14 protein-coding genes are annotated in these 13,858 nt (G+C 65.6%); 7 read left to right on the plus strand and 7 right to left on the minus strand.

The window, feature by feature from the left end:
• Positions 1–83: 83 nt before the first annotated feature.
• Both B0E51_RS13125 and B0E51_RS13130 read left to right on the plus strand, forming a co-directional pair.
• Positions 84–1,370 (plus strand): acetyl-CoA C-acetyltransferase, encoded by a 1,287-nt coding sequence (locus B0E51_RS13125; protein ID WP_077445345.1) that lies wholly within the window; start codon positions 84–86, stop codon positions 1,368–1,370.
• Positions 1,371–1,407: 37 nt separating this feature from the next.
• Positions 1,408–1,944: an energy transducer TonB gene (locus tag B0E51_RS13130; protein WP_077445346.1), complete on the plus strand. Its 537-nt coding sequence runs from the start codon at positions 1,408–1,410 to the stop codon at positions 1,942–1,944.
• A gap of 3 nt (positions 1,945–1,947) precedes the next feature.
• Here B0E51_RS13130 and B0E51_RS13135 read toward each other — a convergent pair whose 3' ends face one another.
• From B0E51_RS13135 to B0E51_RS13155, 5 genes are all read right to left on the minus strand, one after another.
• The gene (locus tag B0E51_RS13135) at positions 1,948–3,840 is read right to left on the minus strand and encodes a phospholipase D family protein (RefSeq protein ID WP_143525915.1); all 1,893 of its coding nucleotides are present in this window, start codon (positions 3,838–3,840) and stop codon (positions 1,948–1,950) included.
• 23 nt (positions 3,841–3,863) lie between these two features.
• Entirely contained in the window at positions 3,864–4,430 is a 567-nt protein-coding gene (locus B0E51_RS13140; protein ID WP_077445347.1) for a YceI family protein, read from the minus strand.
• Positions 4,427–4,900, minus strand: a complete 474-nt coding sequence (locus tag B0E51_RS13145) for a histidine phosphatase family protein (protein WP_077445348.1) — start codon at positions 4,898–4,900, stop codon at positions 4,427–4,429. Before B0E51_RS13145 ends, B0E51_RS13140 begins: the two co-directional genes overlap by 4 nt.
• 57 nt (positions 4,901–4,957) lie before the next feature.
• Positions 4,958–5,590, minus strand: a complete 633-nt coding sequence (locus B0E51_RS13150; RefSeq protein WP_077445349.1) for a ParA family protein — start codon at positions 5,588–5,590, stop codon at positions 4,958–4,960.
• Positions 5,591–5,665: 75 nt separating this feature from the next.
• Positions 5,666–6,688, minus strand: coding sequence for a hypothetical protein (locus B0E51_RS13155; protein WP_077445350.1), 1,023 nt, complete (start codon positions 6,686–6,688; stop codon positions 5,666–5,668).
• Positions 6,689–6,839: 151 nt separating this feature from the next.
• Between B0E51_RS13155 and B0E51_RS13160 the strand changes: the two genes are divergently transcribed.
• Positions 6,840–7,034 carry an antitermination protein NusB gene (locus B0E51_RS13160; RefSeq protein ID WP_077445351.1) on the plus strand — a complete coding sequence of 65 codons (195 nt, stop codon included), beginning with the start codon at positions 6,840–6,842 and terminating at the stop codon, positions 7,032–7,034.
• 21 nt (positions 7,035–7,055) lie between these two features.
• On the opposite strand, the gene speE is transcribed toward B0E51_RS13160, so the two are convergent.
• Positions 7,056–7,910: a polyamine aminopropyltransferase gene (gene speE, locus B0E51_RS13165; RefSeq protein ID WP_077445352.1), complete on the minus strand. Its 855-nt coding sequence runs from the start codon at positions 7,908–7,910 to the stop codon at positions 7,056–7,058.
• A 291-nt stretch (positions 7,911–8,201) separates the two neighbouring features.
• Between speE and speA the strand changes: the two genes are divergently transcribed.
• From speA to B0E51_RS13185, 4 genes are all read left to right on the plus strand, one after another.
• Positions 8,202–10,091, plus strand: a complete 1,890-nt coding sequence (speA, locus tag B0E51_RS13170; protein ID WP_077445353.1) for an arginine decarboxylase — start codon at positions 8,202–8,204, stop codon at positions 10,089–10,091.
• 86 nt (positions 10,092–10,177) lie between these two features.
• Complete coding sequence (locus B0E51_RS13175) at positions 10,178–10,963, plus strand: 3-hydroxybutyrate dehydrogenase (protein ID WP_077445354.1); 786 nt, start codon at positions 10,178–10,180, stop codon at positions 10,961–10,963.
• Between the two features lie 83 nt (positions 10,964–11,046).
• Positions 11,047–11,787: an acetoacetate decarboxylase gene (locus B0E51_RS13180; RefSeq protein WP_077445355.1), complete on the plus strand. Its 741-nt coding sequence runs from the start codon at positions 11,047–11,049 to the stop codon at positions 11,785–11,787.
• 30 nt (positions 11,788–11,817) lie between these two features.
• Positions 11,818–13,020, plus strand: a complete 1,203-nt coding sequence (locus tag B0E51_RS13185; protein WP_077445356.1) for a patatin-like phospholipase family protein — start codon at positions 11,818–11,820, stop codon at positions 13,018–13,020.
• A 73-nt stretch (positions 13,021–13,093) separates the two neighbouring features.
• On the opposite strand, the gene B0E51_RS13190 is transcribed toward B0E51_RS13185, so the two are convergent.
• Positions 13,094–13,849 (minus strand): SDR family NAD(P)-dependent oxidoreductase, encoded by a 756-nt coding sequence (locus tag B0E51_RS13190; protein ID WP_077445357.1) that lies wholly within the window; start codon positions 13,847–13,849, stop codon positions 13,094–13,096.
• Between the last annotated feature and the right edge of the window lie 9 nt (positions 13,850–13,858).

A 13,858-nucleotide genomic window follows, 5' to 3' on the forward strand; every position in this document is an offset into this window, starting at 1 on the left:
TTCTACCATTCAGCGTTTTGGGCTTTCGCCGCACGGCATGGCGGGTTAGCCTTGGGCGACTTGAGTTCGGGACTGTTTTGAGCATGGAAAACACGCAAAGGCGCGTCGGAGTGATCGGCGGCGTACGCATCCCGTTCTGCCGCAACAACACCGCGTATGCCGATGTCGGCAACTTCGGCATGTCGGTGAAGGTGCTCGGCGCGCTGGTCGAGCGGTTCGGCCTGCATGGCGTGGAACTGGGCGAAGTGGCGATGGGTGCGGTGATCAAGCACTCGTCGGACTGGAACCTGGCGCGCGAGGCGCTGCTCAGTTCCGGGCTGGCACCGACCACACCGGGCATCACCACCGCGCGTGCCTGCGGCACCTCGCTGGACAACACGATCATCATCGCCAACAAGATTGCCGTCGGGCAGATCGACGCCGGTATCGCCGGTGGCTCGGATACCACCTCCGATGTGCCGATCGTCTACGGCGCACGCCTGCGCAAGCGCCTGCTGGCAATGAACCGCGCCAAGACGCCGCTGGACAAGCTGAAGGCCGCGCTGCGCGGATTCGCCTTCCGCGAGCTGAAGCCTTCGTTCCCCGGCGTGGCCGAACCGCGCACCGGCAAGTCGATGGGCGACCACTGCGAGCAGATGGCGAAGGAGTGGCAGATCTCGCGCGAAGCGCAGGACCAGCTGTCAGTGGACAGCCATCACAAGCTCGCCGCAGCGTATGCGGACGGTTTTTTTGACGAACTGCTGGTGCCGTTCCGCGGCCTCAAGCGCGATGGCTTCCTGCGGCCGGATTCAACCATGGAGAAGCTGGCTACGCTGAAGCCCGCGTTCGACAAGACGTCCGGCCACGGCACACTCACCGCAGGCAATTCCACCGGTCTGTCCGATGGCGCCGCCGCGGTGTTGCTGGGCAGCGATGAATGGGCCGCGCAGCGTGGCCTGAAGATCCAGGCCTACCTGCGCGATGCCGAAGTGGCCGCGGTCGATTTCGTGCACGGCGAAGGCCTGCTGATGGCGCCGACCGTGGCGGTGCCGCGCATGCTGGCGCGACAGGGCCTGACCCTGCAGGACTTCGACTACTACGAGATCCACGAGGCGTTCGCGGCCCAGGTGCTGTGCACGCTGCGCGCATGGGAATCGGCCGACTACTGCAAGAACCGGCTCGGCCTGGATGCACCGCTGGGATCGATCGATCCGGCAAAGCTCAATGTGCACGGTTCCAGCCTGGCGGTCGGCCATCCGTTTGCTGCCACCGGCGCACGCATCGTCGCCACGCTGGCGAAGATGCTGGAACAGAAAGGCTCCGGCCGTGGCCTGATTTCGATCTGCACCGCTGGTGGCATGGGCGTCACGGCGATCCTCGAGCGGCCGTGAACGCCGCTTCCGCAAAAAATCCCGCCACCAGGTTCGCATGTTGCGCCTGCGCACGAGCACCGGCCTGAGCCTGCTGACATTGGCGGTCGGTGTGGCCGGCACCGCCTGGCTCAGCAGCCTGACCGCCGGCTGGCAAGGATCGGCAGCACGCTTGGGCGTGGTCCATCACGCACCACGGCGTCATGCCCTGCCCTTGCCAGTCCGCAGGTCTGGCCCGATCAGTGCGGTGCAGACGCAGCGCATCGTTCCGGAGCACCGGATCGAAACGCCGCGATCCAGTGCACCGGCGGAATTGGTGCCGCAGACGATGCCCGACGACACCTCCCAGTCCTGGGCGGTCCTGCGTGGCCATCTCGATGGCCGCGTGGTGGCACATCTCGACATCGATGGAAGCGGCCGCGTGCGTGCTGCACGCCTGGTCGAGTCCAGCGGCGATCCGGTACTCGACATGCACGCACTGCGCAGCGTGGAGGGATGGCATTTCGCCGTGCCGGCCGATCATGCCGACGGCATCAGTGGCGATCTGCCGATGCGATTCTCTTCCGGCGATCAGCGCACGGCGCAGTTGCCGTAGACGTCAGAGAATTCCTTTCACGCCGGCGCCGAACGCGGTGATCAGTCGGGTGATGATCAGTTTCGGCGACAGCGCCACATCGGGAAAATCGCCGACGGGCGCATAGCAGGCGTAGAAACCCGGATTGTTGGCGCGCATCGGCTGGCAGCCGGAATTGAGGTCGTAGCTGGTGGCATAGCGGAACGGCCACAGGTCAAACAGCGGCAGTTGTTCGGAAACGCTGCCGATGGCTTCGCTGAGATCGCCGAGCACGGGTATTTCCGGACGCCGCGGCGCGACCACCCACGCGTTTTCCGGCTCGGTATCGCGCAGGATGCTGTGTCGCAGCTGGTCGGCGAAGCGTGCGTCGTAGACGATCACCCCGGCCTCGGTGTTGTAGTGGTCCGAACGCGGGTCGAAGTTGTGCGAGCCGACCATCGCGAACAGGTCATCGATCACGATCGACTTCGCGTGCAGGCCGAAGCGACGGCCTTCGCTGCGCAACGGTGCCGGTCGGCTGCCGCTGCCGCGGCCGCCCAGCAGATGGAAGCGGGTACGGGTGGCACTGGCCGGGCTGGCGGTTTCCGGCGGCAGGGTCGATGTATCGGCGCCGAGGTTGGCCAGTTCGTAATCCACGGCGGGGCCGGGCGCATGCGGCTTGAGTTCGTGGATCTCGAAGCCGAACGTTTCCAGGTAGCGTTTGCGGTGCTTGTATGACAGCGCATAAACGGCGAACGCATCGGTCGAGGCGAGTGAATTGGTGGACACCGTCACCTGGGGCGGATCGGCGTTGCGGTGCAGGCGCTTGAAGATGCGCTGCGCACGACGGCTCATCACCAGGTACGGGGTCTGCAGCAATACCTCGTGCTTGGCGTCGCCGACCATCGCCATGATGTTGCGGGTGAAGTCCTGCGCGCGTTTCTTTTCCGGCTGATCGGTCTTCGACGGCAGGTCGCTGAAGTATTCGACCTTGCCGACATGCAGGGTCGGTTCGACCAGCCACGCCTGCAGCCATGCGACATCCCCGGCGGCTTGCTGCACCTGGGCCACCCGCAGCGGCTGTCGGTAGTGCGGCGCCGGCCAGGTGATCGGACTGCTGTCGGCCAGCATGCGCTGGTTGACGTCGCGCAGATGGGTCAGTGCGACCGCGCGCTTGTGCTGCCAGAACAGCTCGAAGCTGGCGGCCATCTGCTGCGCGGCCGGCCCGCCGACCATCACGTCGCGGTCGATATAGTCGAAGCTGTCGTCCCAGTTGAAGTAGCGATCCTGGTAATTGCGCCCACCGGTGATGCCGATGCTGTCGTCGACCAGCAGCAGCTTGTTGTGCATGCGCTGGTTGAACTGCACGAAGCAGCACAGCAGGCCGGCGGCGAACTCCACGGGCTCGGTGCGGGCCTTGTGGAAGGTGGGGTTGTACAGGCGCACCTGCAGGTTCGGGCTGACCCGTGCCAGCCGATCGAGCAGGGCCGGGTCGTTGAACGAGAACAGCTGGTCGGCGAGGATGCGTACCTGCACGCCGCGCCGCGCCGCCTGGACCAGTTCGTCCAGCATCAGCTGGCCGGTGTCGTCCTGGTCCCAGATATAGGTCTGCACGTCGATCGAGTGCCGAGCTGCGCGGATCAGGTTGACGCGCGCGACCAGGGCCGGCTCGCTGTCGTCGAGCAGGGTCACCACATGTACCGGTTGGTCGGCGGTGGATGCCGTGAGTGCCTGGGTTGCCGCATCCAGCAGCGGCGACGGCAGCGCGCAGTGATCGTCGCGCGTGCAGCTCGTCTGCCGGTCGGTCGTGGCGGCGACTACCGCATCGGCACGACGGATTTGCGCCCGCGACAACGTGCAGCCTTGCAGCAAGGCCGTGGCGAACAGGCCGAGCAGGATGATGCGGGCGATCCGGGCGATCTGGTGCGGCTGGGGCATGCGCCCATGATACGGGGACAGGCTCATTCCACGGCGGGGCCAAGCGCAATCCACAGACCCAGTTGCACCTGGTCGGAAAGCGCGGTGCGATGGGTGCTCATGCCGAACGCGTTGCGCGACAGCGTGCCATGCGCCTCGATCACGCAGCCTGCCGTGGTGATTGCGCCGCAGGCGGCGGGTTGCAGCTCGAAGCGGATCGGCTGGGTCATGCCGCGCAGGCTTAGCCTGCCGTTGAGCGTGCCGCCCGTGCTCAAAAGAGCCAGCGGGATCGGCTCGGAGATGAAATGGATGGCCGGATACTGTGCGGCATCGAAGAATTCCGGTGCCAGTACCCAGCGGCGGAAGCGCGCTGAATCCATCGCCACACTGTCCACGGCAATGCGCGCATCGACCGTTGCCAGGCCGTGCGGATCAAGCCGTATCTGACCGTTGATCTGCATGAAGCGGCCACTGATCGTGTGCAGCCAGAGCAGGCGCACGGCGAAATCCGCGTGCGAACGGTCTGCAGCGATACGGTAGTCGGTGGATCGTGCCGCTGGCGCAGCGAGGGCCAGGGCGGCCAGCAGACAGGCAGTGAAGCGTCGTCTCACGGTGACCAGAAGGCATCCAGCCGGGCATTGCCCGGTTCGAGTGCGCCATCCAGATGCAGCACGGCCAGCGCGCCGGGCGGCATGCCGCGGAATTCGTCGGAGCGGCCCTCGACCAGCAGTGCCACCAGCCGCTCGATGCCGGGGTTGTGGCCGATCAGCATCACCGTGCCGGGCTCGCCGTATTGATCGAGCAGGGCCAGCAACTCACCTGGTGAAGCATCGTAGATTTCCGGTGCCAGTTGCAGCGTGGGGGCGTCGGTGATCGCGGCCAGCGCGAGCCGTGCGGTTTCATCGGCGCGCCGGGCCGGCGAACACAGCGCACGTCCGGGTCGCACGCCGTGCGAGGCCAGCCATCGTCCGGCGGCCTGTGCTTCCTGCTGGCCGCGCGCGCTCAGCGGTCGCTGCTGGTCATCACCGGAAGTTTCGATCGGCACGGCTTCGGCGTGTCGCAACAGGATCAATTCGTGCATGGGGGACTCCGATGGATGAGGACGCGCGAGGATGGCTTCACAACAGGCGCAGCGGCCTCAATGCTGCCGCTTGATCCAGCGCAGCAGGGCCTTCCAGTCCTGCTGGTGACTGCGTACCTGTTCGGACTGGTAATCGAAGATGCCCTTGCCCAATGCACTCAGCAGCACATAGGCCTGACTGTCACGCAGCTGCGCGACGATCGGGAAGGGTGATTGTTCGGCAAGCTGGGCGATCGCGTCCTGGCTGGCGTGCGTCCACGGCTTGAGCCGGTTGGCGACCAGTCCCACCGGCAGCTTGCCGCGGTGGATGCGGTTGATTGCGCGCAGCTCCTCGATGAAGCCGAGCGTGGCGTGCAGATCGAACGAGGACGGCAGTACCGGCACCAGCAGCACATGGGCTTGTTCCAGATACGGTTCCAACTCGCGCTCGCCGGAGCCGGCCGGCGTGTCGATCAGAACCTGCTGGGTATCCGGTGGCAATTTCTGCAGAGATTTGCGGCTGCCTTCGAGGGCCAGCACGCCAGGCACGTTATCCGGTCGCAGGCTGGCCCAGCGGAAGCTGGAACCCTGCCGGTCGGCGTCGATGATGGCGGTGTGTTGCCCGGCCTGTGCCCAGTGCGAGGCCAGCTGGGTTACCAGTGTGCTCTTGCCGCATCCGCCCTTGCTGCTTGCCACCAGCGTCGTAAGCATCGACTCACCCTTGTCGCGGAAGGTGGTCCAAGCCTACACGGCTGCGGATGCCGCGCAAAGCGGCGTTGCGTCAGGTTACTGTGGCTTCCAGTCTGTCGGGGGATCAGTCGGGAGGTTGTTGTCGCGAAGGGCCGCCAGAACCAGACTCATCTCGGTGCCGCCGTTGCGGGCCAGCGCCAGCAGGTGCTGGGCCAGCGCCTTGTCGTCCGGCGCACGGGCGAGCAGCTGGGCGAAGCTCTGTACCTGCCAGATCAGGCTGAGCCGGGTGCGTTTGGCATCTTCCTGCTGGGCCGGGTCATCCGCCAGCACTTCGCGCAGGTGCAGGCCGAGCGAGCGAGCCAGCGGGCTGGATCCCCATTCGAGAGTCTTGCCGAGTTTCAGGCAGTCGGCCTTGATCGAGGCATCGTCGCCGGCGTTTTCGCACAGCTTGGCGGTGAGCTGCAGACCCGGTTGCGGCTGGCTGCTGCCGATGCCGTAGACCAGCATTGTCTGCATGCCGACCGCGCCGGCTGCATGCGCCGGATCGAACGTGCCGGCCGGTGGTGGCAACGTACCGACCGCGCTGGCCAGCGCCTTCAGGCTTGCACCGGTGTAATCGTCATACAGCTTGGCTGCGGCAGCCCTGCCCAGATCCTCGCGGGCGGCATCCGACTTCAGGTTGCGGGTGTCTTCGGCCAGCTTGAGCAGCCATACCGCAGCGTTGTCCGCTGCCTGCGTTTGCAGCAACTCCAGTGCGGCGGGATTGGGGCAGGCATCGGCCTTGGCATCACAGTCAGCCAGGCGGACCCAGCTCACCGCCGCATCGGCATCTTCAGCCATCGCGGCACGCCCGATCAGGGTATGGAAACTGCCGGTCTCCGGTTGGTTGAACAACGGCCGCGCCAGCAGGGCGGCACCAAGCAGGGGTTGTGCCGTGGCGCTGGGTGCCAGCACGCTGATCAGATCACGCTGGAATGCCAGCTGGGCCTTGTCGCGGGCCTTGGCCGCCTTGCTGGGTGAACTGGCGGCCTTGCCGGCCGCGGTTTTGCCAGCGAGAGCCGGTGTGGTCACCAGTGAAACTGCACATGCCAGGGCAAGGCAACGCCATCCACGCATCATGGGTTGGGTCCGAGGTCAAAGAGGTGAGCATACAGCCCGCAGATTAAGCACGGCTGACACGGTTGTCCGAGGTGCCCGGCAAACGTTGCCAGGCTTGCTACGATGCCCAGCTGGGTGCAGAACCGCGCCCCTCATGTCCGGGAGACGCATAGTGGATCATTTGTCGAGACTTGCCGATGGCGCACCCTGGTTCGTGGGCTGGGGCACGCTGGCCTTGATCAACGCCGCACTGGCGCAGGGCAAGAACCGCAGCGGGTTGCTGTGGTTCCTGCTGTCGCTGCTGTTCGGTCCGTTCGCCACGCTTTTGCTGGTGCTGCTGCCGAAGGTGCGCGGCACACTGTTCTGATCCGAGGCGTGCAGGCGGAGCTTATTCGCCGAGTGCCTCGCGCATGAACTCCGGCTGCGCCAGCGCAGCCTTGTGGATGTCGGCGTTGTAGTAGCGGGTCGGGAAGTTCTTGCCGAGCGCGCCGCGCTCGCGGAAGCCGGACAGGTCGCCGCCCTTGCGCGCCATCGTGCAGCTCCACCAGCCGGTCGGGTAGCACGGCTGCGGGAACGGCAGTGTCTTCACCGCGTTGAAGCCGGAGGTGCGCATCGCCGAGCGCATCGACTTGATCAGGTCCAGATGCGCCAGCGGCGACTCGCTCTGCTGCACCAGCAGGCCGCCATGACGCAGCGCCTTGTGACAGCTGGCATAGAACGCAGCATTGAACAGGCCTTCGGCCGGGCCAACCGGGTCGGTCGAGTCGACGATCACCAGGTCGAGCGAATCGGGTTCGCATTCGGCCATGTACTTGATGCCATCGATGAACAGCAGCTCGGCGCGCGGGTCATGGTTCGAGTCGCACAGCTCCGGGAAATACTCCTCGGCCAGCCGGGTCACGCGCTCGTCGATCTCCACCTGCACCGCGGACTCCACTTCCTCGTGCTTGAGCACCTCGCGCAGCGTGCCGCAATCGCCGCCGCCGATGATCACCACGCGCTTGGCGCGCGCATGGGTGAACAGCGCCGGATGGGTCATCATCTCGTGATAGAGGAAATTGTCGCGGGTGGTCAGCATCACGCAGCCATCGATCACCATCAGGTTGCCCCAGTCGGTGGTCTTGTAGATCTCGATGGTCTGGAACGGGGTCTTCTCCGCATGCAGCAGTTGCTCGGTGCGGAAACCGATGGAGGAGCCGGAAGCCTGATGGGCTTCGGTGAACCAGCTGATCTGCTGCGACATGGCGGGTGTTCCTGAAGAACCGGATGGGAAGATAAAGACCGCCAATTGTAGCCGCAACGGCGGTGAACATCCCGGCGTGGCACCGGGGGGTCATGCGCCAATTGTCACAGCAGACCATTACAATGGCGCTCCGGCCTCGCCGGCGCAGCGCGCCTGGTGGCCGACAAGCCCGATCGACCCCGCGGCGTGCGAGGCTTCCGGTCGCTCGGACTTCGTGCTCCTTCGTCGAGCAACACCGTCAAGGCTCGCCGCTGCGACGACATCATCCGTTTACACAATGGAACTTCGTTGATGTCGAATCCTTGGAATACTGACTCCGCCCGCCACACCTACGCCGTGCCGCATTGGGGCGATGGCTATGTGGACGTGAATGCGGCCGGTGAGATCGTGATGCGCCCGCGCGGCGCCAGCGGCCCGGCCTTGTCGCTGCCCGGCATTGTCGAGCGCGCCCGCGCCGAGGGGCTGCGGTTGCCGTTGCTGGTGCGCTTCCCGGACATCCTGGCCGATCGCCTCGCGCGGCTGCAGGGCGCGTTCGCCAAGGCCATCGGCGAGTGGAACTACGCGGGCGGCTATACCGCGATCTACCCGATCAAGGTGAACCAGCAGCGCGGCGTGGCCGGCGAACTGGTCGCCGCAGGCAAACACGGTTTCGGCCTGGAAGCGGGTTCCAAACCGGAGCTGATGGCAGTCCTGGCGATGGCGCGGCCCGGCTCCATCGTGATCTGCAATGGCTACAAGGACCGCGAGTACATCCGTCTCGCACTGATCGGGCTGAAGCTCGGCCTGCGCGTGCATATCGTGATCGAGAAGCTGTCCGAGCTGGATCATGTATTCACCGAGGCGAAGGCGCTAGGTATCGAACCGCTGCTCGGCGTACGCGTGCGGCTGGCCTCGATCGGCGCCGGCAAGTGGCAGAACACCGGCGGCGACAAGGGCAAGTTCGGCCTGTCGCCGCACCAGGTGCTGACCCTGATCGAGCGGCTCGATGCGGCCGGGCTCAAGCACACGCTGAAGTTGCAGCATTTCCACATGGGCTCGCAGATCTCCAACGTGCGCGACATCGCCAACGGCATGCGCGAGGCCACGCGTTATTTCGTCGAACTGAAGCGGATGGGTGTACCGCTGGAGATTGTCGACGTCGGCGGTGGCCTCGGCGTGGATTACGAAGGCACCCGTTCGCGCAGCCACAATTCGATCAACTATTCGATCGAGCAATACGCCGCCACCATCGTGCAGTCGCTGGCCGAAGCGGTGGAAGCTGAAGGCCTGAACGCGCCGCATATCCTCACCGAGGCCGGTCGCGCGATGACCGCGCACCACGCGGTGATGGTGGTCAATGTGACCGAGGTGGAGGAAGTGCCGGTTGGTGCGATTCCGCCGCCGTGCGCGGATGAGCCGGCCGTATTGCGCCGGTTGCGTGAAACACATGAGGAACTGGATCGGCGCCCCGCGCTGGAGCTGTTCCACGAAGCGCAGCACCACCTGCAGGAAGGCCAGACGCTGTACGCGCTGGGCCAGCTCGCGCTGGCCGATCGCGCGCGACTGGACGAGATGTACTACGCGATCGCCAACGCGGTGCGCGCACGCCTGCTGCCGGCCGAACGCTCGCACCGGCCGGCATTGGACGATCTGGACGAGAAGCTGGTCGACAAGTACTTCGTCAACTTCTCGGTGTTCGAGTCGGTGCCGGACATCTGGGCGATCAAGCAGATCTTCCCGATCACGCCGATCGCGCGGCTCGACGAGGAGCCGACCCGTCGCGGCGTGATCGTCGACCTCACCTGTGATTCGGACGGCCGCATCGACCACTACGTCGATGCCGATGGCATCGACGTGAGCCTGCCGCTGCATGCCTTGAAGGAGGACGAGAGCTACCGGCTCGGCATCTTCATGGTCGGTGCGTACCAGGAGACGCTGGGCGACATCCACAACCTGTTCGGCGACACCGACGCGGTGAACGTGCGCGTCGATGGCGAGGGTTATGTGTTCGCACACAAGCGCCGCGGCGATACCACCGATCTCATGCTCGACTACGTGGGCTACGACCTCGAAGCGCTGCGCCGGAGCTACCGCGAGCGCATCGCCAGTGCGGGCGTGACCGGACTCGAGGCCGAGCAGCTGTATGGCACGCTCGATGGCGGTCTGACGGCCTACACCTATCTGGCGGAAGAAACACACTGATCCGCAAGCCGGTCTTCCCTTCCTGGCCCGGCCGGGGTTCAATGGTGCACTGCAAAAAATCCCCCACATCGATCCAGGAGCAACTCATGGCAAGTCTTGATGGCAAGGTGGCATTGATCACTGGTGCGGCCAGTGGTATCGGCAAGGCGATCGCCGAGCTGTATGCAAAAAATGGTGCGGCGGTGGGCATTGCCGACATCAACCAGCAGGCCGCCGATGCGGCGGCGGCCGAGATCACGGCCGCCGGTGGCAAGGCAATCGGTGTGGCGATGGACGTCAGCAACGAGGATGCTGTCAACGCGGGTACCGACAAGGTGGTGGCCGCGTTTGGACGTCTGGACATCCTGATCTCCAATGCCGGCGTGCAGATCATCAACCCGATCGACCAGTTCGCCTTCGCCGACTGGAAGAAGATGCTGGCTATCCACCTCGATGGCGGTTTCCTCACCACCAAGGCCGCGCTGCAGCACATGTACAAGGGCGACCAGGGCGGCATCGTGATCTACATGGGCTCGGTGCATTCGCATGAAGCATCCAAGCTGAAGTCGGCCTACGTCGCCGCCAAGCATGGCCTGCTCGGCCTGGCGCGCACGCTGGCGAAGGAAGGCGCCGCACACAACGTGCGCTCGCACGTGATCTGCCCGGGCTTCGTGCGCACGCCGCTGGTCGAGAAGCAGATTCCCGAGCAGGCGAAGGAGCTGGGCATCAGCGAAGCGGAGGTGATCAAGAACGTGATGCTGAAGGACACCGTCGACGGCGTGTTCACCACAGTCGAGGATATCGCGCAGACCGCGCTGTATCTGGCCACCTTCCCCAGCGCCGCGTTGACCGGACAGTCGTTTGTGGTCAGCCACGGCTGGTACATGCAGTAGCCACGTAGCAGCTGCATTCCGTGGCGGCGTGGTCGCAGCGATCGCGCCGTCTCCATTGTCATGCCGTGCCAGGACATGTCCCCATGAAGATTGCCGACGTGAAGGCGAATGCGTTCGCCATGCCGCTGACCAGCCCGGCGTTTCCACCCGGGCCGTATCGCTTCATCAACCGCGAATTCCTGGTGATCACCTACCGCACCGACATGGATGCGTTGCGTGCGGTGGTACCCGAACCGCTGGAAGTCACCGAGCCGCTGGTCAAATACGAATTCATCCGGATGCCGGATTCCACCGGCTTTGGTGACTACACCGAATCGGGTCAGGTGATCCCGGTGAGTTTCCGCGGACAACGTGGCGGCTACGTGCATTCCATGTACTTGAACGACCACCCGCCGATTGCCGGCGGTCGCGAACTTTGGGGTTTCCCCAAGAAGCTGGCCAGCCCGGTACTGGAGACCGAGATCGACACCCTGGTCGGTACGCTCGACTACGGCAAGGTGCGGGTCGCCAAGGCCACGATGGGTTTCAAGCATCGCGAGGCCGACCATGCTGCGGTGCTGGCCGGGCTCGCGGCACCGGGGTTCTTGCTGAAGATCATTCCGCACGTGGACGGCACGCCGCGCATCTGCGAGCTGGTCCGTTACTACACCACCAACGTCACGCTGAAGGGTGCATGGAGCGGACCGGGTTCGCTCGAGCTGCACCCGCATGCCTTGGCGCCGGTGGCTGATCTGCCAGTGTTGAAGGTGGAGTCGGCGCTGCATTACATCACCGACCTCACCCTCGATTTGGGCGAGGTCGTGCATGACTACCTTGCTGATTGAACCGCCTCACCGGATGAACGGAGCCAGCGCGTGAATTCTCGCAAACCCAGTCCGCCCGCCAACGGTGGCGGCAAGTCCGCTGCCGCCAAGCCGGCGCAGGAGTACCACACCACCGCCCTGGTCCTTCAGGGAGGAGGTGCGCTGGGCGCCTATCAGGCTGGCGTCTACGAAGCGATGGCCGAGGCCGGTCGCCATCCGAACTGGGTGGCCGGTATCTCGATCGGCGCGTTGAACGCGGCGATCATTGCCGGCAATCCGCCGGAGCGGCGGGTCGAGCGGCTGCGCGAATTCTGGCAGACCATCTGCCAGCCTCCGCTGCTGCCGGCGCTGGGACTGCCGGCGTTGCCGGACGGGCATGGCTGGCCGGCATCCACGTTGAGTGCTATGAGCGGCTGGGCTGCCTGGCGCGCACTTACCGAAGGTCAGGCCGGCTTCTTCACGCCGCGGTTGCCGCCGCCCTACCTGCAGGCTCCGGACAGACCAGCCAGCGCCAGCTACTACGACACCGCGCCACTGCGCGGCACGCTGGAGCGGCTCGCCGATTTCGACCGGATCAACGACCCGCGCACCTTGCGCGTGTCGGTCGGCGCGGTGAACGTGCGCACCGGCAACTTCGCCTATTTCGACAGTGCACACCAGCGCCTGCGGCCGGAGCATTTCATGGCCTCCGGCGCGCTGCCGCCGGGCTTTCCCGCGGTGGAGATCGACGGCGAGTTCTACTGGGATGGCGGCATGGTCTCCAACACGCCGCTGTACCGGGTGCTGACCGAACAGCCGCGGCGCGACACGCTGGTGTTCCAGGTCGACCTGTGGAGCGCCGCCGGAGCGCTGCCGCAGGACATGCTGCAGGTCGCCGAACGCAGCAAGGAGATCCAGTTCTCCAGCCGCACACGGCTCGTCACCGAATACATGCGCACCGCGCAGGAGCAGCAACGCCTGCTGCACGATCTGATGGCGCTGGTGCCGCCGGATCGGCGCGGCGATCCGGCGTTCCGTCGCGCCGAAGCGCGCGCCAACGGCGCGCTGGTCAACGTGGTGCACCTGATCTATCGCGACAAGCCGTACGAAGGCAACTACAAGGACTACGAGTTCAGCGCGGCGACCATGCAGGAACATTGGCGCAGCGGCGTGGACGACATGCGGCATACGCTGGGGCACGCGCACTGGCTCGACCTGCCCGATCCCGCGCGTCCGTTCGTGACGCATGACGCGCATCGCGGCGAGGCCAGCTGATTGCTTTGCGCGTGCTTGCCTGGGAAGTACGGGGTTGGTGAAAGCGTATTGCCCGTCCAGCGGGCGCATCCGTTCAGCTGTCGCGGGCAACCTGCAGCCCGGCCGCTGACTGGCTGACCGGCATCACCTCGATGCGGTTGATGTTCAGGTGCGGCGGCTGATTGGCGACCCACCAGATCGTGTCGGCAATATCGCCGGCGGTGATCGGGTGCGCGCCGGCGTAGAGATTCTCTGATGCGGCCTGGTCGCCGCCAGTGCGCACCAGGGTGAACTCGGTTTCGGCCATGCCCGGCTCGATCGAACTCACCCGCACACCAGTGCCGTGCAGATCGCTGCGCAGGTTCTGCGAGAACTGGGTGACGAAGGCCTTGGTGCCGCCGTATACGTTGCCGCCGCGGTAGGCGTAGCTGCCCGCGATCGAGCTGATGTTGACGATCGTGCCGCGGCGCTCGATCAGTTGCGGCAGCAGCAGATGGGTCAGCGACACCAGCGCGGTGATGTTGGTGTCGATCATCTGCTTCCACTGCGTCAGGTCCGCCTGCTGCGCCGGCGCAGTGCCCAGCGCCAGGCCGGCGTTGTTGACCAGCAGGTCGATACCGGCGAACTCAGGTGGCAGGGCCGCGTGCGCCGCACGCATCGCCGTCTCGTCGCGGACGTCGAACGCCGTCGCATGCACGCGCTCGGCACCGTGCTGTGTCGCCAGACGTTGCAGCCGCTCGGCGCGGCGGCCGCTGGCGATCACCCGCCAGCCACCGGCCACGAAACGTTCCACGGCGGCTGCGCCGAACCCGGAGGTGGCGCCGGTTATCCATGCAGTCTTGGTCGTCATGCGTGAGAG

Source organism: Rhodanobacter sp. C05, from assembly GCF_002001165.1.
In the GTDB taxonomy this organism is placed as follows: Bacteria; Pseudomonadota; Gammaproteobacteria; order Xanthomonadales; family Rhodanobacteraceae; genus Rhodanobacter.